Below are 25,963 nucleotides of genomic sequence, written 5' to 3' on the forward strand. Positions count from 1 at the left end.
TGGACGGTCAGCCGAAGGCGGCGTCCAGGATGTCCAGCCCACGGGCCAGCTCGTCGTCGGAGATCACCAGCGGGGGCAGGAAACGCAGCACGTTGCCGTAGGTGCCGCAGGTGAGGGTGAGCAGGCCGGCGGCGTGGCAGGCCGCCGAGACGGCGCTGGCGGCGGCCGGGTCCGGGACCAGGGTGCCCGGTCGGACCAGCTCCACGGCCAACATCGCGCCCCGGCCGCGTACCTCGGCGATCCGGGGGTCGCGGGCGGCGACCGCGTGCAGCCGGTCGGTCAGCACCGACCCGATCCGCCGGGCGGCGGCGCTCAGGTCCAGCTCGCGCATCGTCTCGATGCTCGCCAGGGCCGCCGCGCAGGCGATCGGGTTGCCGCCGTAGGTGCCGCCCAGGCCACCGACGTGCACCGCGTCCATCAGCTCCGCCCGGCCGGTCACCGCCGCCAGCGGCAACCCACCGGCGATGCCCTTGGCCAGGGTGACCAGGTCCGGCACGACCCCCTCGTGGTCGCAGGCGAACCAGTCGCCGGTACGGCAGAAGCCGGTCTGGATCTCGTCGGCGACGAGGACCGCCCCGGCCGCCGTCGCCCACTGGCGCAGCGCGGGCAGGAAACCCGCCGCCGGTACGACGAAACCGCCCTCACCCTGGATCGGCTCGATCAGCACGGCGGCCACGTTCTCCGCCCCGACCTGCTTGTCCACCAGGTCGAGCGCCCGCGCCGCCGCCTCGGCCCCGGTCAGCCCGCCGTCGCGCAGCGGGTACGACATCGGCACCCGGTGGATCTCCCCGGCGAACGGCCCGAACCGGTGCTTGTACGGCATGTTCTTCGCGGTCAACGCCATGGTCAGGTTGGTCCGGCCGTGGTACGCGTGCTCGAAGACCACCACCGCCTGCCGGCCGGTGGCGTGCCGGGCCACCTTCACCGCGTTCTCCACCGCCTCGGCACCCGAGTTGAACAGCGCCGAGCGCTTCGCGAAGGTGCCCGGGGTCAGCGCGTTGAGCCGCTCGCAGACCGCCACGTACGACTCGTACGGCGCGACCATGAAGCAGGTGTGGGTGAACCGTTCGACCTGGGCCCGCACCGCCTCGACGACGCGCGGAGCGGAGTTGCCGACGCTGGTGACCGCGATGCCGGCAGCGAAGTCGATCCACTCCCGCCCCTCGACGTCGACGATGGTGCCGCCGCTCGCGGTGTCGACGTAGGAACTGATCACACTGCCGACACCCCGGGCCACGGCAGCGCCCCGCCGTCGGTGCAGCTCCGCGCTGGAAGTCATGGGTCAGCCCTCGATGTGGTGCATGACGTGCTTGATCCGGGTGTAGTCCTCCAGGCTGTAGACCGACAGGTCCTTGCCGTGCCCGGAATGCTTGAAACCGCCGTGCGGCATCTCCGACACGAACGGGATGTGGGTGTTCACCCAGACACAGCCGAAGTCGAGCCGGCGGGTCATCCGCATCGCCCGGCCGTGGTCGCGCGTCCAGACCGAGGCGGACAGGCCGTAGTCGACGCCGTTGGCCCAGCGCACCGCCTCGTCCTCGTCGGTGAACCGCTGCACGGTGATGACCGGGCCGAACACCTCCTGCTGGATGATCTCGTCGGCCTGGCGTACCCCGGAGACCACGGTGGGGGAGTAGAAGTAGCCGCGCCCGCCCACCCGCGCGCCACCGGTGTGCAGGTCGGCGTGGTCGGGGAGCCGGTCGACGAAGCCGCTGACCCGGGCGAGCTGGTGGGCGTTGTTCAGCGGGCCGTAGAGCACGTCGGCGTCGTCCGGGGCACCGGTCCTGGTGTTGCGGGCCTGCTCGGTCAGGGCCGCCACGAAGTCGTCGTGCACGCCGGGGCCGACCAGCACCCGGGTCGCCGCGGTGCAGTCCTGACCGGCGTTGAAGTAGCCGCCCATCGCGATCGCCTCGGCCGCCGCCGCCACGTCCGCGTCGTCGAAGACCACCACCGGGGCCTTGCCGCCCAGCTCAAGGTGGGTCCGCTTGAGGTCCGGCGCGGCGGCGGAGGCGACCTCCATGCCCGCCCGGGTCGAGCCGGTGATCGACACCAGCTGCGGCGTCGGATGCGCCACCAGGGTACGACCGGTGTCCCGGTCGCCACAGACCACGTTGAACACCCCCGGCGGAAAGAACTCGGCGGCGATCTCGGCCAGCAGCAGCGTCGACACCGGCGTGGTGTCCGACGGCTTCAACACCACCGTGTTGCCGGCCGCCAGCGCCGGGGCGATCTTCCACACCGCCATCATCAGCGGGTAGTTCCACGGGGTGACCTGCGCGCAGACCCCGATCGGCTCGCGCCGCACGTACGAGGTGTGCCCCGCCAGGTACTCCCCGGCCGAACGGCCCTCCAGCAGCCGTGCCGCCCCGGCGAAGAACCGGAACTGGTCCACCGCCGGCGGCAACTCCTCCTCGGCGGTGAGCTGCCGGGGCTTGCCGGTGTTGCGCACCTCCGCGTCGACCAGCTCGGCGGCCCGCGACTCCACCGCGTCGGCGAGCTTCAGGATCGCCCGCTGCCGCTCGGCCGGGGTGGTCTCCCGCCAGCTCTCGAAGGCGGTGGCCGCGGCCCGCATCGCCGCGTCCACGTCCGCCGGCCCGGAGACGGGCGCCTGGGCGAAGACGTCACCGGTGCAGGGGTCGATCAGGTCGGCGTACCCGCCGTCCACCGGGTCGACGTACGCGCCGTCGACGAAGTTGCGCAGCTGCTGGTCGCTCATGGTGAGGTCTCTCCAGGGGTGGCTGGGAGTCGGAGTCAGCGGAGGTAATCGCAATCTGACTGCCATCTTGGCTACTGAATTCGCGGCAGACAAGGGCTTGGGCGACTGTTTCCGTGCGACCCCGGGTCGTCTACGCTGCCGACGTGGAGCCGAGAGCGTTCTGGGTCGCCGGTCGTGCCGTCCACGGCGACGACGAGGTGACCGTCACCCACCCGTACGACGGGCGGGCGGTGGGGCGTACCAGCTGGGCCACGCCCGACCAGGTCGAGACGGCGGTCGCGGCGGCGGCGCGGGTGGCGGCGGAGGCCGCGGCCCTGCCCGCGCACGTCCGGGCGGCGGCGCTGGACCACGTCTCCCGGCAGCTCGCCGCGCGGGCGGCGGAGGCGGCCGACCTGATCACCGCCGAGAACGGCAAACCGATCAGCTGGGCGCGGGCCGAGGTGGGCCGGGCGGTGTCCACGTTCCGCTGGGCCGCCGAGGAGGCCCGACGGTTCTCCGGCGAGTTGCAGCGCCTCGACACCGACCCCGCCGCGACCGGCCGGATCGCCCTGGTCAGGCGGGTGCCCCGGGGCCCGGTGCTGGGCATCGCCCCGTTCAACTTCCCGCTCAACCTGGTGGCGCACAAGGTCGCCCCGGCCCTCGCGGTGGGCGCGCCGATCATCGTGAAGCCGGCCCCGGCGACGCCGCTGTCCGCGCTGCTGCTCGGGGAGATCCTCGCCGGCACGGAGCTGCCGGCCGGCATGTTCTCGGTGCTGCCGCTGCCCAACGACCGCGCCGCCGACCTGGTCACCGACCCCCGGCTGCCGGTGGTCTCGTTCACCGGCTCCGGGCCGGTCGGCGCGCAGATCCGCCGCCGGGTGCCGGAGAAGCACGTCACCCTGGAACTCGGCGGCAACGCGGCGGCGGTGATCTGCGCGGACTGGGCGTCCGACGAGGACCTCGCCTTCGCCGCCCGGCGGATCGCCACCTTCGGCAACTACCAGGCCGGGCAGTCCTGCATCGCCGTGCAGCGGGTCCTCGTGCACGAACGCCACCACGACGTCTTCCTGCCCCGGCTGGTCGCCGCCGTGCGGTCGCTGCGCACCGGCGACCCGACCGCCGAGTCGACCGACGTCGGGCCGCTGGTCTCCGCCGAAGCCGCCCGACGGGTCGAGGCGTGGGTCGACGAGGCCGTAGCCGCCGGGGCCACCGTCGAGACCGGGGGCCGCCGCGACGGCGCCAGCTATCCGCCCACCGTGCTGACCGGGGTGCCGTCGTCGGCCAAGGTCTGCGCCGAGGAGGTCTTCGGGCCGGTGCTGGTGGTGGCGTCGGTGGAGAGCGACGACGCCGCCTTCGCCGCCGTCAACGACTCGGCGTACGGGTTGCAGGCGGGGGTGTTCACCCACCGGCTCGACGTGGCGTTCGTCGCCGCGCGGGTGCTGGAGGTGGGCGGGGTGATCGTGGGCGACGTGCCGTCGTACCGGGCCGACCAGATGCCGTACGGGGGCGTCAAGGGCAGCGGGGTCGGCCGGGAGGGCGTGCGGTCGGCGATGGACGACTACACCGAGCCGAGGGTGCTGGTGCTGACCGGGGTGCAGTTGTAGGCCCGGCGCCCGTCTCACCAGGTCCCGTCGTCCCGGACCCGGGGTGCGGCGAGGCCGAGCAGCAGAGTGGTCAGCGCGGCGTCGATGTCGTCGCCGAGAAACCACTCACCGGCCTGGTCCAGCGCGAAGACCCGGCCGTGCTCGTCCACGGCCAGGATGCCGTCCGGGTGCTCCGCGCCGATCGGAAAGAGCCGTACGCCGAGCACGGCACCGAAGTCCGCCAGGGTGTCGGCGGTGTACGCGGCGTGCACGGGGTCGACGGAGAACCGAGAGATCCAGACCTGCCGCCCGGGGCCACGCCGACTGCTTTCCAGCGAAGGGAAGCGGCTCAACGTGTCCAGTGCCGCAGGAAACTCCGGATGCCCGTGGCGCACCTCGCGGGCTTCGAGAATTGCCATTCTCGCCAGAGCCTCGTCGCCGTGACTGGGTTCCCAGCCCCCTTCGACCAGCGCCTGAGCAACCTCTGCGACGAATCGGTCAGGTTCGGGGGCCGCAGCCGGTTCTGGCTGCCACTGACGGGTGAACGCCAGCTCCGACCAGCCGAGGACCGCGAAGTGCACCAGGAAGTTGAGGCAGGAGTCGCACGGGCGTTCCGCCGCGCCGGCCTGTGGATCGCCGGGCTCGCGGACCAGGAACACGTCCACTCCGGTCGCCAGGAGCAGTGACTCCGCCTCGCGCATGGTCAGCGGCGGCTGGCCGGCGGCGGCGCGGCGGTGGTCGTGGTCGTGCAGAACGTCGGAGACGACGATCAGTTCGGCGTGCCGGTCGCCCCCGCGCACCAGCTGCCCGGGGGGCAGCTCATCCAGGTAGGCCCGGACCAGCGGGTGGTGCCGCAGCGGCACGTCGCCCTTGACACCGTGACCGAGGTAGGTGCGGCCCTCGACGGTCAGGTGCGCCACGGTGGCGGGTGTCGGCAGCCGACGGATCTCGCGCAGCAGCAGGCTGGCCGGGTCGACCGTCCGGAGGGCGGGGGTGCCGGTGGGACGGCTGCGGCGGTACATCTGCTGCACCACGGCGGCCGGCACTCGGGGCCAGGTGGTGACCTCGCCGGTCTCCTTGTCGACGACGGTGGTCGGTAGGTCGCCGGGGTTCGTGTCGACCGCGCGGTCGACGGTCGACCGGATCACGTAGCCGAGGTCGAACTCGTCGAGCATGGCCCGGCACGCGTAGCCCAGGCGCAGCGAGTCACGCCGGGCCCACGCATCGGCGAGTTGTTCGGCCTGTTGGCGATCGATCACGGCCCGAAACTACCGGACCCCACGGAATCGTGGCGCCCGGTATGGTTCGCCTGACTGACGGTGACCGGGGGAGGGTGGCCTTGGCCGAGAGGGTGGACCGGGACGCGAACCAGGCGCTCCGGGCGCGGTTCGACGAGGTGTACGGCCAGTACCGGCGGTTGCGGTCCGGTGTGGACGACCTGCGGTCCGAGCTCGCCGCACTGCGGATCACCGAGCGCTCGGACGATGGCCAGGTCACCGCGACGGTGGGCGCACGGGGTGAGCTGATCTCGGTGGAGCTGACCGGCGAGGTCTATCACGACCGTGATCACCAGGCGCTGAGCCGGAAGATCACCACGACCGTGCACCGGGCCTGCGCCCGAGCCGCCACGGCCACCCAGGAGTTGGTGGCCGCGCACCTGCCGGCCGGCTCGGGATCGGTGGAGTTCCTGCGTACGGGCGACTTCGGCGCGCTGCTCGGACGGGCCGACGCGGTGCTCCGGCGGGAGGACGAACGGCATGGGTGAGGGACAACTCTGGCTCGATCCGGGCCGGGCCCGGCGGGGCGGCACCGACCTGCACCTGGCCGGTGAATCGGTGTCGGCTCGCCGGGCCACCCTCGGTGGGGAGATCGCGGCGGCCAGCGCACCCCGCCCGTGGGGTCGGGACGACATCGGCGCAGCCTTCGAGAAGAGCTACCGGTCCTACGAGGAGACCCTGCTCCGCGCCTGGGCCGGGCTCGGCCGGTCGCTGGAAGGGCTCGGCACCGACGTGGTCACCTCGGTCGACGCCAACGTGCGGACCGACGCGGCGAGTGGCCGGCGCTTCGACGGGGTGGTCGACCCGCGCGACCGCCGGCGCTGACCTGCGGGGGAAGCCTTGAGCGTGCTGCCGAGCCCGATCCCGCATCCCCTGGACTACAGCCCCTGGGACCTGCCGGGCTGGGCCTACGAGGCGCTCGACTGGGTGGTCGGCGTGGAGTGGCCGGAAGGCGACGAGCGTGCCGTCTGGGACCTCGCCGACCAGTGGTACGCCGTAGCGGGTGCCCTGACCGGCCCTCGTGCCGACGCGATCGCCGCCGCCACCGAGGTACGCAGCGGATACGGCGGAGCCGGCGCGGTCCCGGAGGCGTTCGAGGCGGCCTGGCGTCGGCTGGCCGACGGCGACGAGGCTCCGTTGTCGGTGCTGCTCGCGGTCAGCACCGACCTGGGCCGCCTGGTCGAGGAGTGCGGCTGCGACATCGAGGCCGCCAAGCTCGAAGTGTGGATCGAACTCGGCATCCTGGTCGTGGAGCTGCTCGCGCTCGCCGTCGCTGCCGCACTCACCGCCGGGGCCGCCTCACCGGCGGCCGGCGCGGCGGTCACCGCCAGTCGGCTGGTGATCCAGCAGATCTTCCGCCGGTTGATGGCGCAACTGGCCAAGAAGGCGCTCCGGCAGGGCCTCAAGGAAGCGGGCGAGCGCGCCGCCAAGGAAGTGGCCAAGGACGGGATGCGCGGTCTCGGCAAGCGGGCGGTCAGGGGAGGTCTGTTCGAGGCGGGGGAGGAGGCCGGCGTCAGCCTGGCGACGCAGGCGTACCAGAACTCCACCGGTCGCCGGCACGGCCTCGACGTCGCCGATCTCGGTGCGGCGGCGGTCGGCGGGTTCGCCGGTGGTGCGGTCGCGCCGCTGGCCGGCCTCGGTCGGCACGCCACCGGCCGGGGAGCCCGGGTCGGTGAGCACTTCGGCCGCGAGATGACCGGTGAGGTGCTCGCGGAGGGGGCGGCGGGGCTGGCCACCGGCCAGGGAGTGATGTCGCTGGAGGAGGCGAGCCGGGCTGCCGTCTCCGGGGTCAGCGGTTCGGCGACCGGCCAGGCGGATGCCGCGCTGCACGCCCGGCTCGACGGTCGGTTGCACTCGTTGGCCGATGCGTCCCCGGTGTCGGCGGCCTTTCCCGTCCCACCGCCGCCGGTGCTGACCGGCGGTGACCAGGCAGCCCCGTCCGTCGATGCTCCTGCGCGGCCGTCCGCCGATGCTCCGGTGCCGAGGCAGGCGGCACCGGTCGATCCGACCGTCGTGGCCGGTCACGGCACAGGCGCTGCTGTCGAGACACCGCCGCCAGTGCCGACTGACCACAGCCGGGTCGACGCTGTCGTCGGGCAGGTGGACAGGCCGGGGGGACCGAGTTCGGCGACCCCGGTTCCACTGGTCGCTGCCCCCGACCGCCCTACCGACGCCGCTCCGGCGTTGATCGCCGACCGGTCAGTGTCGTCCAGCCCGACCCTGTCATCGGTCACGGCTGATCAGGTGACCTCGCCACTGATGGCAGGTCGCGCCGGCGAGACGGCGGCAACGGGCGCTGCGGTCGCCGCACCACCCGGTGTCGACACCGCACCGGTCAACCCGGCGGCGAGCGTGACGACAGCGGGCGGACCAGCGGTGGGAACGGCTGCGGCGTCCCCACCCACCGCGGACCCGGCTCCGGGACGCGCGACCTCGGCGGCTCCCACAGCCGGTGTTCCGGTGGGGTCGGCGGCGGGCGTTCCGCCGGGGCCGGCACCGACGGTGGGCCCACCGACATACGGCAGCGCCCCCGTCGCGGGACCGGATGCCCCGCCGGCTGCCCGGGAGAGGCCGCCGGGCACCCCGGACGATGATGGCGAGCGGCAGGGTGCCCGGCGCTTCCCGCTGCTGGAGGCGTTGGCACCCCGGCCCGTGGTCTCGCCAGCCACCGAGTCGATCGCCCCGACGCCACCCGCGACCGACGAGCCACCTCGCCCGCGAACGCCGCAGTGGTACGCCGCGAAGTGGGCGGCCGAGCGGGAAGCGCTCGAACGGCGTCGCTATCAGGGCTACTTCGAGGCACAGCGACACTGGTTCGAGGACCGACGGCGCGCGGACGCGGCGGCCCGCCAGAAGAAGGCAGGCCGCAGGCGCGAGACGGTCGCCAGACGTGCTGCCCGCCAGGCGTTCGAACTCCAACGTGAGGGCCGATCGGCCCTGGCGAACTGGTTCCAGGGACTAGCCCGTCAGGCACAGCGTGATGCCTACGGCCACCAGGATCTCGCCGAAGAGATCCTTGCGGGTCGGTTGGTCCCGGACGCGGTGTTCGTGGCGGACCGGGCCGACTTCTCCCGCATCAACGACGATGTGGCCGAGTTGGCGGTGGGTGGGGTCGAGACGGGCGACCGGTCGGTGCTCACCGGTGACGACGGCCCGCCGCCCATCGACCGGTCCCGTCGGTACGGGCAGTTCGGCGGGTTGCGGCCACCGCTCGCACTGCACCAGACGGACCTCGAACGGCAACTGCCCCGGCAGCCGGACGGCAGCGTCGTGCGTACCGCCGATCCTCGGCAGGGTGGGTGGTTCGCGCTGGCCAACGACGGTGGACCGCAGGCCGACCCGACCCGGGGCATCAACTGCCTGGACTGCACCCTGTCCCTGTTCGAGACGTGGGTGCACGGTCGGCCCCGGGTGGCCGCGCCCCGGACCTTCGACGGCTACCTGCAGGGGGACATCCGGCGTCCGGTCAACGGCGAGGCCGGTGGGCCCGGCCGGGTCGAAGAGGTCACCGGCGGACGGTTCCAGAAACTGTTCGCGGTCGACGAGGGCGTCCCGCCGGGGCCGGCAGTCCTGGGCCAGTCCGTCGAGCGGGGTTACCGCAACCTGCACGACCAACTCATCCTGGGAGGCCACGGCAGCTATGCCTTCCTGATCACCGAGTGGGAGAACGGCGGCTCGCACGCCTGGGTGGCGCTCAACCAGAACGGCACGGTGCTCTACCTCGACCCGCAGGCGGGAACGGTCCGCGACCGCCCTCTCTATGCCCACGCCGGTCGACGGCACCCCGACAACGTCGTCGGCATCGACGCGCTGGTCCTCGGCGGGGACGGCCGACCGATGCCGTTGGGCGGGTTGGCGCGGGGACGGTTCAGCGTCCACCCCGACCTGCCCGATCACCCTCCGGCACCCGAAGACGAGCAGGGGTACGGCGACCCGTACCTCAACCGCATGCACCTGCTCGACGGGCCCGGATCTGCCGAGCGGGTGGGACCGGCGGGCGGGAACCCCGATCGGCCGCCGGCGCCTGCTGGCACACCACCCCACGAGGAGCCGCAGCGGGCATCGGGTCAGTTGCCGCCGGAGCGGCCTGCCGACCGGGCGCGGGAGATGCTGGCCAGCGGCGCGGACCTCGACGGCGTTCTCCGCATCGGTCTGACTCCTGCGGAGATCTGCGCACACGTCGACGCCTCGACGATCCGACGGCTCGTCCCGCAGTTGGACGCCTCCGGTGCGGCGGACGTCGCGAGGCTGCTCGGCGACCCGAGAGTCGTGCGGATGCTCGACGAGACCTGGCGTGACCCGCCCGATGGGCACCGGGCCCTTGCCGGCACTCTCTTAGGACAGTTGACGCAGCGCCCGGACCTCGCCCGGATGATCCTGGCGACGCCCGAACTGGCCGACTCGCTGACGGCACGACCCCTGACGCTGCACCACCTCGCCGCCCATCCGCAGGCTCTAGAGGTGTTGGCGGCGGCGGCCGAGGACGCTGCTGCTCAAGACGTCGAGTTGCTGGCCTCCGACGGACCGAGACCGGCACCCACCAGGTTGACCAAAGCGCAGAAAGCGTTGTCGCATCGGATGTCAGCCTTTCGGCAGCCCGCCTACCAGCCGGGATTTGAGCTGTCGCGGCGGGACGACGAGGGGTATCGCGCCAGCTTCCTGTCGCATCTGTACGCCGATGCTGAGGAAGCTCAACAGGAACTCAACAGGCTTGCCTGCGATCTGGCGGGAGGCCGTGGCCGAGCCGACTGGCGAAAGGCGCCGAAGGGCTACCAGCGGGTCTTGGACAAGCTTGTCGAGTACGAGAACGACGCCTCGAAGCTGAAGGATCTCGCGGCTGCGAAGGTCGAGTTTCGCCATCTCGATGACGTCTACCAAGCTCTGGAAGACCTGGCCAGTAGGAGCAGCATCGTGGTGCTCAACATCAAGGACCGATTCCTGCGGCCTCAGTTCAGCGGCTACCGAGACATTCTGTTGAGCTTGCGGATGTCCAACGGGCACATCGCTGAGTTGCGCTTCCACTTGGCCGCAGTAGATGGTGTGGCTGAGTGGGAGCACTCCCTGTATGAGGTCAGACGTGACATCGAGGCGATGGCGGAGGCTGTCGGGCGTCCGCTGACCCCGAGGGAGAGAGCGATCCGTAACGGCCTACTGCTTCGCGCACAGGAGGCGTTCCGGGCTGCGTCAGATCCTGGAAGGGAAGGTTGAAGTAGTGGGAAAGTCGCCTGGCTTCAAGCTCCCCATGTTCGTCAGCTACTACGACTCTCCGGTCAAACTCGTGGAGACTGCGGAGGGAGGCGTCGCCGCGTGGCGGCTCGCCGCTGACAGCGGGAGTTGGTCGTCAGCGAACAGCCTCATTGACAAGATCCTGTTCGGTACTGACGACAACATCGACGTTCTGTCGCGCGACGAGTTCATCCAACTGACTGAGCAGGAGCGCGCCCGCCACCTGAAGGGCTCGGGGCCGGTTTACGCGCTCTACGAGACGGTTGACGCGATCACTGACATGCAAGCACGTGAGGGTCGGTATCCCACCCCGCGCGAGATCGCCTTGGTGCAGGGCATCCGTCGTAGGACGTTTGTCATGTTCGAGGAGCAACTCGAGCGCGCTGGTGCGGCGGGTGCGGACCCTCACCTGACGACAGCAGACCTTGCTGAAGGCTAGGTGATCATCCATGTATCACCGAGAAGTGGGGCAAAAAGGGTGCTTCGCGGTGCTTGAATAGGATGGCGCGATGGACCCCGCCGCCAAGAAGCGTCAGCTCACCGCCTGGGTGTCGGGCCTGCTCGTCGGCTTCGCTGTCGGGTGGATCATGTTTCAGGACGCCGTCGGCGTGGTGTTCGGGATCTCCATCGGCACCGCCTTCGCGATCGCCTTCGGTGCCTTCGACAAGGAGAAGAAGGAGAAGGAAGAGGGCGGGCGTGACGGTGAGCCGCGCTGAGCCGGCCCGGCAGCCGGAGCAGCATCGCGGCACCGGGCCGGAGGAGTTGACGGTCGCCGAGGCGATGGCCGTACAGGACCGGTTGCGGCCCCGCGCGGACCTGGTCGGGCCGGGTCCCCGTCGGCCCGCGACGGTGGCCGGCCTCGACGTGGCGTACGCGGCGGATGATGACCTGCTCGCCGCGGCCGTGACCGTGCTCGACGCCGCGACCCTGGAGGTGGTGGACCAGGCGGTCAGCGTCGGCCGGCCTGCCTTCGGATACGTGCCGGGGCTGTTCGCCTTCCGGGAGTTGCCGGCGTTGCTGGCCGCCCTGGACCGGCTGACCACCCGCCCCGAGTTGCTGGTCTGTGACGGGCACGGGTTGGCCCACCCGCGCCGCTTCGGGTTGGCCTGCCATCTGGGCGTGGTGACCGGGCTCCCGGCGATCGGGGTGGGCAAGACCCCGCTGGTCGGCGAATGGACCGGGCCGGGTCCACGCCGGGGCGACGCCGCCCCGCTGGTCGACGCCGGTGAGGTCGTCGGACGGGTGCTGCGTACCCGGGACGGGGTGAAGCCGGTGTTCGTCAGCGTCGGGCACCGGATGGATCTGGACAACGCGGTCGACCAGGTGCTCGCGTTGACTCCCCGGTACCGGCTGCCGGAGACCACCCGCACCGCCGACCGGCTCTGCCGTGACACGCTTGCCGCCGCCGCACCGGCCGCCGCCGCACCGGCCGCCGCCGCACCGGCCGCCGCCGCACCGGCCGCCGCCGAATTGGTCGGCACCGTACCGGCCGGCACCGGTGGAGCGTCGCCGAACGGTCATCCTGCACCGGCGGAGCGGGCGCGGCACCGGCCCGGCCACCGGCCGCGCCGCTGACGGCCCCGGCATCGCCGTTCTCGGGAAGGGTAATCCGGCACACATGTGGGGCGCTCGGTCACCGGGTGGGTTGCTGACCAGGTTGTAACCTGACCGGCGGCCCCCGCCGGGGCGGGAGTGGAGGTGGGAGATGTCCGTGCGTCGGCAGGCGATGCGGGTGGTGACCGTCGGTGCGCTGCTCGGTGGCCTGGTGGCGGTCGGCGCGCTCCCCGCGTATGCGGACTCGGACCGGGTGCGGGTCCGGGCCTCGGGTGGCTTCTCCGCCGGCGGTTCGCCCGGCACGGTCTCGATCGAGGTGCGTAAGCGTACCGACGGGTGTGTGTTGCTGCGCACCGCGCTGGGGCTGAGCCTTGCCGGGGTTACCGCAGATCAGGTGCGGGTAGAGGTGAATGCCGGGGGACGCTGGTCCAGCGTGCCCGTCTCCGGTGACGGTGGGGTGGTGCGGATCTCCCGTACCTCGCCGGCAGATCCGCCGTTGTGCAAGGGGAAGGGCAGCACCGTCCGCTATCGGGTGGCGTTTCTGGCCGGGGCACCGGCGGGTCGGCTGGACGTGGTCGGTGAGGTGACGACCGCGGTCGGCCGGCTGATCGGCCGGGGCGCCGACACGTCCAGGGTCGGCGGGAGGGCTGCCGGCACCCCGACCCCGAGTCCCACCCCGACCAGGAAGCCCACGCCCACCCCCGCCGCGACCACCCCCACGCTCGCGGCGGAGCCGGTGGCCACCCAGGCCGTGCTCGCCGCTCCGCCCGCTGGCCGGGCCGCCGCCGCAGAGACCTCCGGAGGATCCATGATCATGTATGCCGGTATCGCCCTGGTGATCCTGGGTGCCGGGCTCATCGCCCTGCTGATCTTCCGGTCCCGCGCCGACCGGGCCCGCGCCAGAATGGCCGGTGCCGACCTGGGCCGGGCCGTCGACCCGGGTGGCTTCCCGGCCGTGCCGCAGCCCCGCAACCCGGGTCCGACCACCTACCGCTCCGGGGGTGCGGTGCCGGGCCCGCCTCCGACGCCCGCCCGCTCGGTGTACGGGGAACAGCAGCTCCCCACTCCGGCCGGCCAGGTGTACGGAGGGCGGCAGCTCCCGACGCCCGCCGGCCAGGTGTACGGGCAGCAGCCGTCCGCACCGGCCCGCCCCGGTGGCCTGTACGGGGCACCCGGCACCTACCCGGCAGTGACACCCACCCCGCGCCCTGCCGGCGGGGTGTACGGCGCCCGCCCGGCCGCCGCCCCGGATCACCCGGTCTCCGCTCCGCCGGTCTCCGCTCCGCCCGCCCCGCCCGCCCCGCCTCCGCCGGTCTCCGCTCCGCCCGCCCCGGAGCGGCCCGCGTCCGCTCCGCCGGCTGCTGCTGTACCCGTCCCACAGCGGCCCGTCTCCGTCCCGCCGGCCGCTGCACCCGCTCTGCCGGCCGCTGCTGCACCCGCTCCGCCGGCTGCTGCACCCGTCCCGGAGCGGCCCGTCTCCGTCCCGCCCGCCCAGGGACGACCCGCCTCGACGCCCACCACGGGCGGTGGGTCGACAACGATCATGCCCCAGCTCCCCGGCTAGCACGGGGCGGACGCCACCGCTCCGATACGCTCAGGGTCGTTGACGACCCCTGTCGAGGAGCTGAAACCGGTGTCTGACCTGTCCCAGATCGTGAAGGCGTACGACGTCCGTGGGACGGTGCCCGACCAGTGGGACGAGCGGGCCGCCGAGGCGCTGGGGGCCGCACTCACCCAGGTGCTCAACGAGTCCGGCGAGCCCGGTGACGCCGTACTGATCGCGCACGACATGCGGGCCACCGGCCCGGGGCTGGCCGCCGCCTTCGCTGCCGGCGTGCGGGCCGAGGGGCGGGCCGTGATCGAGCTGGGGCTGGCCTCCACCGACATGCTCTACTACGCCTCGGGTGCGCTGGGCCTGCCCGGGGCCATGTTCACCGCCAGTCACAACCCGGCGCAGTACAACGGCATCAAGATGTGCCGCTCCGGCGCCCGCCCGATCGGCCAGGACAGCGGCCTTTCCGACATCCGGGTCCGGGCCCAGGCGCTGCTCGACGGCGGCACCCGGCCCACGGACGCGCCGACGGCCCCCGTGGACCGGCGTGACCTGCTCCCCGACTACGCGGCCCACCTGCGCAAGCTGGTCGACCTGTCGACCATCCGCCCGCTCAAGGTGGTGGTGGACGCGGGCAACGGGATGGGCGGTTACACGGTGCCGAGTGTGCTCGGTGACGCGGCGCTGCCGGCCCTGCCGCTGGAGATCGTTCCCCTCTACTTCGCGCTGGACGGCACCTTCCCCAACCACGAGGCCAACCCGCTCGACCCGAAGAACCTGGTGGACCTCCAGCGCGCGGTGGTGGCGAACTCCGCCGACCTCGGCCTGGCCTTCGACGGCGACGCCGACCGCTGCTTCGTGATCGACGAGCGGGGCGAGCCGGTCTCCCCGTCCGCGATCACCGCCCTGGTCGCCGCCCGCGAGCTGGCCAAGCACCCCGGCTCCACGGTGATCCACAATCTGATCACCTCCCGCGCGGTGCCGGAAATCATCAAGGAGCACGGGGGTGTGCCGGTGGTGGCCCGGGTCGGCCACTCCTTCATCAAGGCCGAGATGGCGCGCACCAACGCGATCTTCGGCGGTGAGCACTCCGCGCACTACTACTTCCGGGACTTCTGGTTCGCCGACACCGGCATGCTCGCCGCCATGCACACCCTGGCCGCACTGGGGGAGCAGTCCCAGCCGCTGTCCCTGCTGGCCAGCGTCTACGAGCGGTACGTCGCCTCCGGTGAGATCAACTCCACGGTGACCGACCAGGCCGCCCGGGTGGCCGAGGTGCGGGCCGCGTACCCGCAGGCGGAGGTGGACGAGTTGGACGGACTCACCCTGCGTTTCCCCGACGGTGCCTGGTTCAACCTGCGCGCGTCCAACACCGAGCCGCTGCTGCGACTCAACGTGGAGGGCCCGACCGAGGAGCGGATGACCTCGCTGCGCGACGAGGTGCTGGAGCAGGTTCGCCGATAAGATCCCCTGCGCCGGTCGGCACCGCCGACCGGCACAGACCACACACGTGGAAGGAGCCGCGCCGTGGCCCTGGACCCGCAGTTGCTCGAAATCCTCGCCTGCCCGGACACACACCACGCACCGCTGGACTACGACGCTCAGGCTCAGACCCTCACCTGCACGCAGTGCGGTCGCATCTTCGAGGTGCGTGACGACGTGCCGGTGCTGCTGCTGGACGAGGCACGTGGCGGGCCGGAGGCGCAGCGGTGATGGAGGGAACGGCCGGCGTCAGCGGCCGGCGGGTGGCCGACGAATCGATGCTGGACGACCCGGAGGCGGTCGCCAACCACGACCCGGGTGGGATGCTGCGCTTCACCGCCTCCGCCGGGGCCCAGGTGCGGGAGTCCGCCGCGCTGGCCGCCGAGGCCAACCTGGCGCTGCTGGAGGACGAGGGCCGCCCCCGGGCGGTCGTCATCGCCGGCATCGGCACCGCCGGGCGTACCGGGGACGTGCTGGCCACGGTCGCCGGGCCGCGCTGCCCGGTGCCGGTCATCCCGCACCGCAGCGCCGGGGTGCCCGGCTGGGTCGGTGCGGCCGACGTGGTGATCGCGGTCAGCGCGTCCGGTCGCAGCCCGGAGGCGTTGGGCGCCGCCGAGGCCGCGCACCGCCGGGGGGCCCGACTGGTCGCGGTCGGCGCGCCCGACTCGCAGTTGCAGTCGGTGGCCGAGCGGGCCCGTGCCCCGTTCATCCCGGTGCCCCGCCGCGCCCCGGCCCGCGCCAGCCTCTGGGCGCTCACCGTGCCGGTTCTGCTCGCCGCCCGTACGCTCGGCCTGGTGAAGGTCAACGAGGCGGATCTGGCCGAGACGGCGGCCCGGCTCGACGCCGACGCCGACCGGTGCCGGTCGACCGCCGAGTCCTTCGTCAACCCGGCGAAGTCGCTGGCCCTCGGGCTGGCCGGGTCGATTCCGATCGTCTGGGGCTCGTCCCCGCTGGCCACCGTGGCGGCCCGCCGGTTCGGCGACACGCTGTCGGCCAACGCCCGCTACCCGGTGGTCACCGGGGCGCTGGGTGAGGCCGGCCGGGGCCGGGTCGGCCTGCTCGACGGCGTCTTCGGCGGCCTGGTGGAGTCGACGCGGGACATCTTCGCCGACTCGGCCGAGGCCGAACCCGACCCGACCCGACTGCGGCTGGTGCTGCTGCGCGACGGTGGCCTCAACGCCGACGACGACACCGACGAGCCGCTCGCCGTGGAGGAACGCCGCGCCGACGCGGTGCAGACCCTCGCCGAGCGGCGCGGCGTGCGCTGCGACGTGGTCACCGCCGAGGGCGGTTCCGCGCTGGAACGCCTCGCCTCTCTCATCGCGGTGCCCGACTTCGCGTCGATCTATCTGGCCCTGGCCCATGGGCTGGACCCGATGGCCGTTCCGGCCGTCACCGAGATGAAGGAGCTGTCGAACCAGTGAACGCATGCAGGGACCGCGCTGTGGGCGGGCGAGCCATCGGCCTCGGTGGCGCGGCGTCTCGCGTCGTCGCGTCGGGTAGCGGGGTGGTGGCGTGAGCGCGAACGGTGGGACCAAGGCGATCATCGCCGCCCTGCTGGCGAACGTCGGCATCGCGATCACCAAGTTCATCGCGTTCCTGCTGACCAGCTCGTCGTCGATGCTGGCGGAGTCGATCCACTCGGTGGCCGACTCGGGCAACCAGGCGCTGCTGCTGCTCGGCGGTAAGCGGGCCAAGCGGGCGGCGACCCCGGAACACCCTTTCGGGTACGGCCGGGAGCGCTACATCTACGCGTTCATCGTGTCGATCGTGCTGTTCAGCCTCGGTGGTCTCTTCGCGCTCTACGAGGCGTGGCACAAGGCGGCCGATCCGCACCCGATCACCGCATGGCAGTGGGTGCCGGTGACGGTGCTGCTGGCCGCCATCGTGATGGAGAGCTTCTCCTTCCACACCGCGATCAAGGAGTCGAACCACACCCGGGGCAGCCAGTCCTGGGTGAACTTCATCCGCCGGGCGAAGGCGCCGGAGCTGCCGGTGGTGCTGCTGGAGGACTTCGGCGCACTGGTCGGGCTGGTGCTCGCCCTGTTCGGCGTGGGGTTGACGCTGATCACCGGCAACGGCATGTGGGACGCCGCCGGCACCGCGATGATCGGCGTGCTGCTGGTGATCATCGCGATCGTGCTGGCGATCGAGACCAAGAGCCTGCTGCTCGGTGAGGGTGCCGACCCGGCCGATCTGGCGGCCATCGAGCGGGCCGTCACCGCCGGGCCCGAGGTCGAGCGGATCATCCACATGAAGACGCTCTACCTCGGCCCGGAGGAGCTGATGGTGGCCGCGAAGATCGGCGTCCCGGCGTGGGAGAGCGCCGAGGAACTGGCCAGGGGGATCAACACTGTCGAGGCGCGGATCCGGGCGGCCGTGCCGATCGCCCGGGTCATCTACCTGGAGCCGGACATCTACAGCGTCGCCGCCGAGCGGGCCGGCACCGGCACGGCCGCGCCGACCGCCGCCGCGCCGTCGCCGAGCGAGTCGGGTGAGGTGGCCGGGCGGGCCGGGGGCTGAGCGTGGAGCTGCTGTACGGGTCGATCCGCGACTACGCCTGGGGGTCCCGCTCGGCGATCGCCGAGCTGCAGGGGCGACCGGTGCCCAGCGCCGGCCCGGAGGCGGAGTTGTGGCTGGGTGCCCACCCGGGCGGCCCGGCCACGGTCGACCGGGCCGGCGAGCGGATGAGCCTGACCGACCTGCTGGTCGCCGAGCCGGACCACTGGCTCGGCGACCAGGTGGTCGACCGGTTCGGCACCCGACTGCCGTTCCTGCTGAAGGTGCTCGCCGCGGACGCCCCGCTGAGTCTCCAGGCCCACCCGGACGCCGAGCAGGCCCAGGCCGGATACGCGGCCGAGCAGGCCCTGGCCGGGTTGCCGGCCGCACAGGTCCCGGTCGATCTGCCGGCCGCCCAGGCCCGGGTCGGGTCGCCGGCCGAGGCTGCGGCGGCGAGTGTCGTCGGGGCGGCCCAGGCCGCTGCGGGGACGGGTCGGGTGCAGGGGCCGCGTAACTATGTCGATCCGTACCACAAGCCGGAGTTGCTGGTCGCGTTGACGTCGTTCGACGCGCTCTGCGGGTTCCGTGATCCGGGGGTGTCGGCGACGGCGTTGGCCGGTTTCGGCGTACCGGAGTTGTCGCCGGTGGTGGCGGCGCTGCGGGCTGGTCCGGCGGGGCTGCGGGAGGCCGTACGGACGCTGCTGACCTGGCCGGACGGGGACCGCGCCGGGCTGATCGAGGCGGTGCGCACGGCGGACGTGGCCGGGCCGGACGCGGAGTTGGCCCGGGAGTTGGCCGCCCGCTACCCGGCCGACCCGGGGGTGCTGGTGGCGCTGCTGCTGCATCACGTCCGGTTGACTCCGGGGGAGGCGATCTGGATGCCGGCCGGCAACCTGCACGCCTACCTGCGGGGCTGCGGCGTGGAGATCATGGCGGCCAGTGACAACGTGCTGCGCGGCGGACTGACCCCGAAGCACGTGGACGTCGAGGAGTTGCTGCGGGTGTTGTGCTTCGAGGTGCTGGGCGATCCGGTGATCGTCGCTCGTCCGGTGGCACCCGGGGTGGTCCGTTGGCCGGTGCCGGTGGACGACTTCGCGCTGCACCGGGTGACGGTGGAGGCGGCCGGGCCGGAGGTCCGGCTGCCGCTGCCCGGACCCCGGGTGGTGTTCTGCCACAGCGGCAAGGTCGCGGTCGACGACGGGATCGGCGCGGTGATGCTCGGTCCGGGGCAGGCCGCCGTGGGCACGGCCGCCGCGACGGCACTGGTCGTTTCCGGTACGGGTGCGGCATTCGTCGCCAGCTGCGGCATCTGAAGACCCGGACGGGCGGACTTCCCACCGCCCGCAGCTCTGTTGGCGGGGATCGCGGCACGCCACAAGTCGGACTTTCCCGATTTGCTTGACTATGTCGTGGCGCAATGTAACCCTATGTGTACGCAGCGTTGTCGCGACGAAAGGTCCGGCGGCGCGCGGGGGAAACCAAACCGGGGGGATGCACGGGGCGGCCGGCAGGTGGGCGGAGGTTTCGTCCAGCGCCGACCGCCCCGTGTGCTGTTCCAGACGGCCCCCAGCGCGACGCGAGGGGGCGCGCGTAAGGTGGATGGCTGCGCAGCCATCGTTCGACAGGAGCCTTCATGACCAGCACCCTCCCGGCGTCATCCAGCGACGCCCGGCCGAGCGCCCTCGCCGAGGGCGACTACAAGGTGGCGGATCTGTCGCTCGCCGAGTTCGGGCGCAAGGAGATCCGCCTCGCCGAGCACGAGATGCCCGGCCTGATGGCGATCCGCCGTGAATTCGCCGACGCACAGCCGCTCGCCGGCGCCCGGATCACCGGTTCGCTGCACATGACCATCCAGACGGCCGTCCTGATCGAGACGCTGGTCGCCCTCGGCGCACAGGTCCGGTGGGCGTCCTGCAACATCTTCTCCACCCAGGACCACGCCGCCGCGGCGATCGTGGTCGGGGCCGGCACCCCCGAGGCGCCGGCCGGCGTCCCGGTCTACGCCTGGAAGGGCGAGAGCCTGGAGGAGTACTGGTGGTGCACCGAGCAGGTGCTCGCCTGGCCGGACGGGCAGGGCCCGAACATGATCCTCGACGACGGCGGTGACGCCACCCTGCTGGTCCACAAGGGCGTCGAGTTCGAGGAGGCCGGGGTCGTTCCGGCGGTCGAGTCCGCCGACTCCGAGGAGTTCGCGGTCATCCTCCAGGTGCTGCACCGCAGCCTCGCCGAGGACAACCAGCGCTGGACCCGGATCGCCGCCGGCATCAAGGGCGTCACCGAGGAGACCACCACCGGCGTGCACCGGCTCTACGAGATGCACCGGGCCGGCACCCTGCTCTTCCCGGCCATCAACGTCAACGACTCGGTGACCAAGAGCAAGTTCGACAACAAGTACGGCTGCCGGCACTCGCTGATCGACGGCATCAACCGGGCCACCGACGTGCTGATCGGCGGCAAGATGGCCGTCGTGCTCGGCTACGGCGACGTGGGCAAGGGCTGCGCCGAGTCGCTGCGCGGCCAGGGTGCCCGGGTCGTGGTGACCGAGGTCGACCCGATCTGCGCCCTCCAGGCGGCGATGGACGGCTACCAGGTCGCCACCCTGGAGGACGTGGTCGAGCAGGCCGACATCTTCATCACCGCGACCGGCTGCTTCGACGTCATCACCAACGAGCACATGGCCCGGATGAAGCACCAGGCCATCGTGGGCAACATCGGCCACTTCGACAACGAGATCGACATGGCCGGCCTGATGAAGCGCGCGGACGTCACCCGGGAGAACATCAAGCCGCAGGTCGACGTGTGGCGCTTCGACGACGGCCACGCCATCATCGTGCTCTCCGAGGGCCGCCTGCTGAACCTGGGCAACGCCACCGGTCACCCGAGCTTCGTGATGTCGAACTCGTTCGCCAACCAGACGATCGCGCAGATCGAGCTGTTCACCAAGACCGACGAGTACCCGACCGGCGTCTACGTGCTGCCCAAGCACCTGGACGAGAAGGTCGCCCGGCTGCACCTGGGTGCGCTCGGCGCCCGGCTGACCGAGCTGACCAAGGAGCAGGCCGCCTACCTCGGCGTCTCCACGGAGGGCCCGTTCAAGCCGGAGCACTACCGCTACTGAGCACCGCACCTCACGCGGGAGGGGGCCGGCCAGACGTGGCCGGCCCCCTCCCGCGTGTCGGGGTCAGGGTGCGTCGGGTCTGCGGCGGGTCGGGCGGACCCAGGTCCACACGCACCAGGCGAGCCAGACGAGGGAGACCACCACGGCCAGTGGGCGCAGCCGGAGCGCGTTGAGGATGATCACCAGCGCGAGTACGCCCAGCCACGGGCCGAAGCCCCTCACCGGTGCCGCCCCGGCCGACGGGGGCGGGGCGCACGGGGGGCGGAAGCCCCTGGTGGTGGGCGGCGCGCGGGGCGGAGGGTGGGGGTGCGGGGCGTGTCGGGCACGGGCCGTCCTGTCCTGGGGTACGTCGGATTTTGCCACGTCGGACGGCTGGTGGGCACCCCCCGGCCAGCGGGTCCGCCCGACCCTTCCGACCAGGGTGAACCCGGTCATGAACGACTTGACGGGACCCTGGATCAGGAGGAAGGTATGGCTGCCCTAAGTAAAACTGAGGCAGGCCTGACCACGACACGGAGCACCGATGTTCGCCACGTACCTGATCGGCCTGCGGGAGGGCCTGGAGGCGACGCTCGTCGTCAGCATCCTGGTCGCCTTCCTGGTCAAGTCGCAGCGCCACGACCGGCTGCCCCAGGTGTGGGCCGGGGTCGGGCTCGCCGTGGCGCTCTCGGTCCTGTTCGGTTGGCTCATCGAGTACACCTCGACTTCGCTGCTGGCCCGCTCCGAGGACCGGGAGCTGTTCGAGGCGGTCACCTCGGTCGCCGCCGTGGTCTTCGTGACCTGGATGATCTTCTGGATGCGCCGGGCCGCCCGGACGATCGCCGGTGAGTTGCGCGGCAAACTCGGCGAGGCGCTCGCCGTCGGCTCGCTCGCGGTGGCCGCGATGGCCTTCCTCGCGGTGATCCGGGAGGGTCTGGAGACCGCCCTGATCTTCTACTCGGCGGCGCAGAGCGCGACCGGTGGCACCGGCTCCGGGCCGCTGCTGGCCCTGATCGGCGGCATCGTCACCGCCGTCGGGATCGGTTTCCTGCTCTACCGCAGCGCCCTACGGATCAACCTGTCGACGTTCTTCACCTGGACCGGCGCGCTGCTGATCCTGGTCGCCGCCGGCATCCTCAAGTACGGCGTGCACGACTTCCAGGAGGCCGGGGTGCTGCCCGGCCTCAACGACCTGGCCTTCGACATCACCGGCGTGCTCGACCCCAACACCTGGTACGCCGCCCTGCTCGCCGGCATGTTCAACATCACCGCCGCGCCGAGCGTGCTGGAGATGGTCGCCTGGGTCGCGTACGCCGTACCGGTGCTGGTGCTGTTCCTGCGCCGGCCGTCGGCCCCCGCGAAGTCCGCGCCGACCCCCACCGCCGACGGTCCCGTCCCGACCCCCACCGCCGACGGCCACGCCACCGCCGCACCGCCGGCCGTGTCGCGGCGCGTCTGATCACCGCCCTTCCGAGGAGACAAGCAACGATGCGTACCACCCGTTTCCTGGCGCTCGCCGCCGTCGGCGCGCTGGCCGTCACCGGTGTCACCGCCTGCGGTGGCAAGACCGAGCGGCAGGACGCCGGCTCCGGCCACACGGTCAAGGTGAAGGCCACGGACAGCGTGTGCGAGGTCGACGCCACCGACCTCGACGCCGGCCAGGCGACGTTCACGGTGACCAACTCCGGCAGCAAGGTCACCGAGTTCTACGTCTACGCCGCGGGTGACCGGGTGATGGGCGAGGTGGAGAACATCGCCCCGGGTCTCAGCCGGGAGCTGCGGGTGGAGTTGCCCGCAGGGACGTACGAGACGGCCTGCAAGCCGGGGATGAGCGGCCGGGGCATCCGGGGCGCGCTGAAGGTCAGCGGCACCGCCGCGACCGTCGCCCCGGACGCCGCGCTGACCGAGGCCACCGCCAGCTACCAGCGGTACGTGACCAGCCAGACCGCCGCCCTGCTCACCAAGACCGAGGAGTTCGTCACCGCGGTCAAGGCCGGCGACGTGCCCAAGGCCAAGGCGCTGTACCCGGTGGCCCGCACCTACTGGGAGCGGATCGAGCCGGTCGCGGAGAGCTTCGGCGACCTCGACCCCAAGATCGACGGTCGGGAGGAGGTCATCGAGGAGGGCATGGAGTTCACCGGCTTCCACCGGATCGAGAAGGACCTCTGGACCACCGGGGACATCAGCAAGGACGGCCCGATCGCCGACCGGCTGCTGGTCGACGTCAAGGAGATCGTGGCGCGGGCCAACGCCGAGAAGCTCACCCCGCTCCAACTCGCCAACGGGGCCAAGGCCCTGCTCGACGAGGTGGCCAGCGGCAAGATCACTGGCGAGGAGGAGCGGTACTCGCACACCGACCTCTGGGACTTCAACGCCAACCTGGAGGGCTCCAAGGCCGCCGTCGCCGCGCTGCGGCCCGCGCTGGAGCAGCGCGCCCCCGAGCTGGTCGCCCAGCTCGACAAGGAGTTCGCCGCCGTGGAGGCGGCCCTCGGCAAGCACCGGGCCGGCGACGGCTGGAAGCTGCACACGCAGCTGAGCAAGGCCGAGCTCAAGGAACTGTCGGACAGCATCAACGCCCTCGCCGAGCCGGTCAGCAAGGTCGCCGCCGCCGTCGCCCGGTGACGGCGGATCAGTACGGTCGCCGCCCCGGGGCGGTCGGTCCCTCCCAGGAGAGTCGATGAGCGAGCAGAACAGCACCGCCGGCCGGGGTCGACGCCGGCTGTCCCGACGGCGGGCGATCACCCTCGCCGGGGTCGGGGTCGCCGGGGTCGCCGGGGTGGCCGCCGGAGCGGGCGCGCTGACCCGCGACGGCGACCGCGCCGCCGCGTACGACGGGGCCGCCGGGGCGGTGCCGTTCCACGGTGAACACCAGGCCGGGATCACCACCCCGGCCCAGGACCGGCTGCACTTCGTCGCCTTCGACGTGATCACCAAGGATCGGGACCGGCTGGTCGCGATGCTCCAGGAGTGGACGGCCGCCGCCGCCCGGATGACCGGCGGGAAGGACGCCGGGGTGATCGGCGCCGTCGGCGGCATGCCGGAGGCCCCACCGGACGACACCGGCGAGGCGTTGGGCCTGCCCCCGTCGCAGCTCACCCTGACCGTCGGCTTCGGCGCGACGCTGTTCCGCGACGCGCAGGGCCGGGACCGGTTCGGCATCGCCGGCCGCCGGCCCGCCGCGCTGGCCGACCTGCCGCACTTCGCCGGGGACGCGTTGCGCCCGGAGATCTCCGGTGGTGACCTGTGCGTGCAGGCGTGCGCCAACGACCCGCAGGTGGCGGTGCACGCCATCCGCAACCTGGCCCGCATCGGGATGGGTGTGGTGAGCGTCCGCTGGTCGCAGCTCGGCTTCGGGCGTACCTCGTCGACGTCCCGGGACCAGGCGACCCCGCGTAACCTCTTCGGTTTCAAGGACGGCACCGCCAACCTCAAGGCCGAGGACGCCGGGCTGCTGCGCGAGCAGCTCTGGGCCCAGCCGGACGACGGCACGGACTGGATGACCGGCGGGTCCTACCTGGTCACCCGCAAGATCCGGATGCAGATCGAGACCTGGGACCGCAGTTCGCTGGTCGAGCAGGAACAGATCGTCGGCCGGACCAAGGGCAGCGGTGCGCCGCTGGGCCGCCGGGACGAGTTCGACGAGCCGGACTTCGCCGCCAAGGGCGACGACGGACAGCCCGTGATCGCCGGGGACTCGCACGTGCGGCTCGCCCACCCCGACCAGAACAACGGCGCCCGGCTGCTGCGTCGCGGCTACAACTACGTCGACGGGTCGGACGGGCTGGGCCGGCTCGACGCCGGACTGTTCTTCATGGCCTACCAGCGGGACCCGCGCCGGCAGTTCGTGCCGATCCAGACCCAGTTGGCCCGCAACGACGCGATGAACGAATACCTGCGGCACGTCTCCAGCGGCCTCTTCGCCTGCCCGCCCGGGGTCCGCGACGCCGCCGACTGGTGGGGTCGCGCCCTGTTCAGCTGAGCGACGACCGGGCACCCTCCGGCGACGCGGACCGGAGCGCCGGCCCGGCCGGGGCCGGCGGGGTGGCGGGGCTCGGCGGTGCGACGGCGGCGGGGGTGACCGGAGCCGGGTCGGGCCAGAGGGCGGCGGCGAACGCCCGGTTGCGGCGCAGCCGCAGCGTGCCGCGCCGGTTCCGTTCCGCCAGCACCGCCGCCAGCAGCAACGGCTCCGGTACGCCGGGCGGCGGCGTCGGGGCGGTCACCGTCGCCACCTCGCGCCACAACTCCCGGGCCAACCTCGTCCGGTACGGCTCGACGATCTGCCCGGCCCGGGTCAGGTACTGCCGGACCGCCAGGGCCAGCGCGTCGTCCAGCCTGGTCAGGTCCAGGGTGACCGCCCAGCCGGCCAACGGCGGAATGATCCGTGGGGCCGGTCGCCAGGTCTGCGTCGTCCGGGTGTGCACCACCATGGTGCCGGCCACCAGGTCGCCCAGCCGTCGGCCGCGCGGGTCGGTGAGCATCACGGTGGCCCCGGCCACCCAGCTCAGCAGCGGCAGCACCAGCCCCGGCCACTCCACGGCCACCCCCACCAGCGCCCGGGTCAGCGACTGGCGCAGCTCCACCGGGCCGCCGTCGGCGCTGACCACCCGCAGGCCCACCGCGAGCTTGCCGGGCGTCCGGCCGTGGTTGAGGCGTTCCCAGGCGACCGGATAGCCGACCAGCACCAGCACCAGGCCGAGCGTCTCCAACGCCCCGGTGAAGGCCCGGTCCACCACCGGATCGGGCAGCAGGATCAGCACCACCGGGGTCAGCGTCAGCGCCAACAGCGCCGCGCAGAGCAGTTGACCGACGATGTCGATCAGGAGCGCCAGCACCCGGGAGCCGAGCCGTGCCGCCCGTACGTCCAGCTCGACGGCCTCGCCGCTGACCAGCCCGGCGTCCGCCCAGCGGCCGCCGGCTGCGGTGTCCGCCGGGCCGGCCGGTCCGCCGCTGGCCGGCACCGGTGGTTGCGCTCTCACCCGGACAGTGAACACTATGGGC

Annotated in this window: 21 protein-coding genes and 1 pseudogene; 17 read left to right on the top strand and 5 right to left on the bottom strand. The window is 72.5% G+C overall.

What is annotated here, in order from left to right:
* Positions 1 to 7 precede the first annotated feature (7 nt).
* Entirely contained in the window at positions 8 to 1,279 is a 1,272-nt protein-coding gene (gabT, locus tag ACQP1S_RS05075) for a 4-aminobutyrate--2-oxoglutarate transaminase (RefSeq protein WP_432903520.1), read from the bottom strand.
* Positions 1,280 to 1,282: 3 nt separating this feature from the next.
* Entirely contained in the window at positions 1,283 to 2,716 is a 1,434-nt protein-coding gene (locus ACQP1S_RS05080; RefSeq protein ID WP_432903523.1) for a gamma-aminobutyraldehyde dehydrogenase, read from the bottom strand.
* A 143-nt stretch (positions 2,717 to 2,859) separates the two neighbouring features.
* Here ACQP1S_RS05080 and ACQP1S_RS05085 point away from each other — a divergent pair, with 143 nt between their 5' ends.
* Positions 2,860 to 4,299, top strand: a complete 1,440-nt coding sequence (locus ACQP1S_RS05085; RefSeq protein WP_432903526.1) for an aldehyde dehydrogenase family protein — start codon at positions 2,860 to 2,862, stop codon at positions 4,297 to 4,299.
* A 14-nt stretch (positions 4,300 to 4,313) separates the two neighbouring features.
* On the opposite strand, the gene ACQP1S_RS05090 is transcribed toward ACQP1S_RS05085, so the two are convergent.
* Complete coding sequence (locus ACQP1S_RS05090; protein WP_432903529.1) at positions 4,314 to 5,537, bottom strand: SUKH-3 domain-containing protein; 1,224 nt, start codon at positions 5,535 to 5,537, stop codon at positions 4,314 to 4,316.
* A gap of 74 nt (positions 5,538 to 5,611) precedes the next feature.
* On the opposite strand from ACQP1S_RS05090, the gene ACQP1S_RS05095 reads away from it, so the two are divergent.
* From ACQP1S_RS05095 to ahcY, 13 genes and pseudogenes are all read left to right on the top strand, one after another.
* A complete protein-coding gene (locus ACQP1S_RS05095) occupies positions 5,612 to 6,043 on the top strand; it encodes a YbaB/EbfC family nucleoid-associated protein (RefSeq protein ID WP_432903532.1) in 432 nt (143 codons plus the stop codon).
* A complete protein-coding gene (locus tag ACQP1S_RS05100; protein WP_363674237.1) occupies positions 6,036 to 6,380 on the top strand; it encodes a hypothetical protein in 345 nt (114 codons plus the stop codon). Before ACQP1S_RS05095 ends, ACQP1S_RS05100 begins: the two co-directional genes overlap by 8 nt.
* 21 nt (positions 6,381 to 6,401) lie before the next feature.
* Positions 6,402 to 10,763 carry a toxin glutamine deamidase domain-containing protein gene (locus ACQP1S_RS05105; protein WP_432907818.1) on the top strand — a complete coding sequence of 1,454 codons (4,362 nt, stop codon included), beginning with the start codon at positions 6,402 to 6,404 and terminating at the stop codon, positions 10,761 to 10,763.
* 34 nt (positions 10,764 to 10,797) lie between these two features.
* Positions 10,798 to 11,220 carry a hypothetical protein gene (locus ACQP1S_RS05110; RefSeq protein ID WP_432903535.1) on the top strand — a complete coding sequence of 141 codons (423 nt, stop codon included), beginning with the start codon at positions 10,798 to 10,800 and terminating at the stop codon, positions 11,218 to 11,220.
* 70 nt (positions 11,221 to 11,290) lie between these two features.
* On the top strand, positions 11,291 to 11,497 hold the full coding sequence (locus tag ACQP1S_RS05115) for a hypothetical protein (protein WP_432903538.1): 207 nt from the start codon (positions 11,291 to 11,293) through the stop codon (positions 11,495 to 11,497).
* A gap of 64 nt (positions 11,498 to 11,561) precedes the next feature.
* A pseudogene (locus ACQP1S_RS05120) lies at positions 11,562 to 12,185 on the top strand (endonuclease V); the annotation flags it as partial.
* Between the two features lie 301 nt (positions 12,186 to 12,486).
* Positions 12,487 to 13,899: a hypothetical protein gene (locus ACQP1S_RS05125; protein WP_432903541.1), complete on the top strand. Its 1,413-nt coding sequence runs from the start codon at positions 12,487 to 12,489 to the stop codon at positions 13,897 to 13,899.
* Between the two features lie 69 nt (positions 13,900 to 13,968).
* On the top strand, positions 13,969 to 15,351 hold the full coding sequence (locus ACQP1S_RS05130; protein ID WP_432903543.1) for a phosphomannomutase/phosphoglucomutase: 1,383 nt from the start codon (positions 13,969 to 13,971) through the stop codon (positions 15,349 to 15,351).
* A 63-nt stretch (positions 15,352 to 15,414) separates the two neighbouring features.
* The gene (locus ACQP1S_RS05135; protein WP_088642951.1) at positions 15,415 to 15,600 is read left to right on the top strand and encodes a Trm112 family protein; all 186 of its coding nucleotides are present in this window, start codon (positions 15,415 to 15,417) and stop codon (positions 15,598 to 15,600) included.
* On the top strand, positions 15,597 to 16,793 hold the full coding sequence (locus ACQP1S_RS05140; protein ID WP_432903546.1) for an SIS domain-containing protein: 1,197 nt from the start codon (positions 15,597 to 15,599) through the stop codon (positions 16,791 to 16,793). Before ACQP1S_RS05135 ends, ACQP1S_RS05140 begins: the two co-directional genes overlap by 4 nt.
* Positions 16,794 to 16,884: 91 nt before the next feature.
* Positions 16,885 to 17,892 (top strand): cation diffusion facilitator family transporter, encoded by a 1,008-nt coding sequence (locus ACQP1S_RS05145; RefSeq protein ID WP_432903549.1) that lies wholly within the window; start codon positions 16,885 to 16,887, stop codon positions 17,890 to 17,892.
* 2 nt (positions 17,893 to 17,894) lie between these two features.
* Positions 17,895 to 19,181 carry a mannose-6-phosphate isomerase, class I gene (manA, locus tag ACQP1S_RS05150; protein WP_432903552.1) on the top strand — a complete coding sequence of 429 codons (1,287 nt, stop codon included), beginning with the start codon at positions 17,895 to 17,897 and terminating at the stop codon, positions 19,179 to 19,181.
* 320 nt (positions 19,182 to 19,501) lie between these two features.
* Positions 19,502 to 20,986, top strand: coding sequence for an adenosylhomocysteinase (gene ahcY / locus ACQP1S_RS05155; RefSeq protein ID WP_432903555.1), 1,485 nt, complete (start codon positions 19,502 to 19,504; stop codon positions 20,984 to 20,986).
* Positions 20,987 to 21,049: 63 nt separating this feature from the next.
* On the opposite strand, the gene ACQP1S_RS05160 is transcribed toward ahcY, so the two are convergent.
* Positions 21,050 to 21,208, bottom strand: coding sequence for a hypothetical protein (locus ACQP1S_RS05160; protein ID WP_176739063.1), 159 nt, complete (start codon positions 21,206 to 21,208; stop codon positions 21,050 to 21,052).
* A gap of 301 nt (positions 21,209 to 21,509) precedes the next feature.
* Here ACQP1S_RS05160 and efeU point away from each other — a divergent pair, with 301 nt between their 5' ends.
* The 3 genes from efeU to efeB are packed head-to-tail and all read left to right on the top strand — an operon-like array spanning position 21,510 to position 24,944.
* Positions 21,510 to 22,424, top strand: a complete 915-nt coding sequence (efeU, locus tag ACQP1S_RS05165; RefSeq protein ID WP_432903558.1) for an iron uptake transporter permease EfeU — start codon at positions 21,510 to 21,512, stop codon at positions 22,422 to 22,424.
* Positions 22,425 to 22,453: 29 nt separating this feature from the next.
* Positions 22,454 to 23,587 carry an iron uptake system protein EfeO gene (gene efeO / locus ACQP1S_RS05170; RefSeq protein ID WP_432903561.1) on the top strand — a complete coding sequence of 378 codons (1,134 nt, stop codon included), beginning with the start codon at positions 22,454 to 22,456 and terminating at the stop codon, positions 23,585 to 23,587.
* Between the two features lie 55 nt (positions 23,588 to 23,642).
* Positions 23,643 to 24,944 carry an iron uptake transporter deferrochelatase/peroxidase subunit gene (gene efeB, locus ACQP1S_RS05175; protein WP_363674213.1) on the top strand — a complete coding sequence of 434 codons (1,302 nt, stop codon included), beginning with the start codon at positions 23,643 to 23,645 and terminating at the stop codon, positions 24,942 to 24,944.
* Here the strand turns inward: efeB and ACQP1S_RS05180 are convergent.
* The gene (locus ACQP1S_RS05180; protein ID WP_432903564.1) at positions 24,937 to 25,941 is read right to left on the bottom strand and encodes an RDD family protein; all 1,005 of its coding nucleotides are present in this window, start codon (positions 25,939 to 25,941) and stop codon (positions 24,937 to 24,939) included. The genes efeB and ACQP1S_RS05180 overlap by 8 nt on opposite strands.
* Positions 25,942 to 25,963 lie beyond the last annotated feature (22 nt).

The organism is Micromonospora matsumotoense (assembly GCF_050951065.1).
In the GTDB taxonomy this organism is placed as follows: Bacteria; Actinomycetota; Actinomycetes; order Mycobacteriales; family Micromonosporaceae; genus Micromonospora; species Micromonospora matsumotoensis.

Coding starts and splice junctions, on each gene's coding strand:
- ACQP1S_RS05080 (WP_432903523.1), bottom strand. CDS start 2,716: ATGAGCGACCAGCAGCTGCGCAACTTCGTCGACGGCGCGTACGTCGAC.
- ACQP1S_RS05115 (WP_432903538.1), top strand. CDS start 11,291: ATGGACCCCGCCGCCAAGAAGCGTCAGCTCACCGCCTGGGTGTCGGGC.
- ACQP1S_RS05100 (WP_363674237.1), top strand. CDS start 6,036: ATGGGTGAGGGACAACTCTGGCTCGATCCGGGCCGGGCCCGGCGGGGC.
- efeO (WP_432903561.1), top strand. CDS start 22,454: ATGCGTACCACCCGTTTCCTGGCGCTCGCCGCCGTCGGCGCGCTGGCC.
- efeB (WP_363674213.1), top strand. CDS start 23,643: ATGAGCGAGCAGAACAGCACCGCCGGCCGGGGTCGACGCCGGCTGTCC.
- ACQP1S_RS05110 (WP_432903535.1), top strand. CDS start 10,798: ATGTTCGTCAGCTACTACGACTCTCCGGTCAAACTCGTGGAGACTGCG.
- ACQP1S_RS05125 (WP_432903541.1), top strand. CDS start 12,487: ATGTCCGTGCGTCGGCAGGCGATGCGGGTGGTGACCGTCGGTGCGCTG.
- gabT (WP_432903520.1), bottom strand. CDS start 1,279: ATGACTTCCAGCGCGGAGCTGCACCGACGGCGGGGCGCTGCCGTGGCC.
- ahcY (WP_432903555.1), top strand. CDS start 19,502: ATGACCAGCACCCTCCCGGCGTCATCCAGCGACGCCCGGCCGAGCGCC.
- efeU (WP_432903558.1), top strand. CDS start 21,510: ATGTTCGCCACGTACCTGATCGGCCTGCGGGAGGGCCTGGAGGCGACG.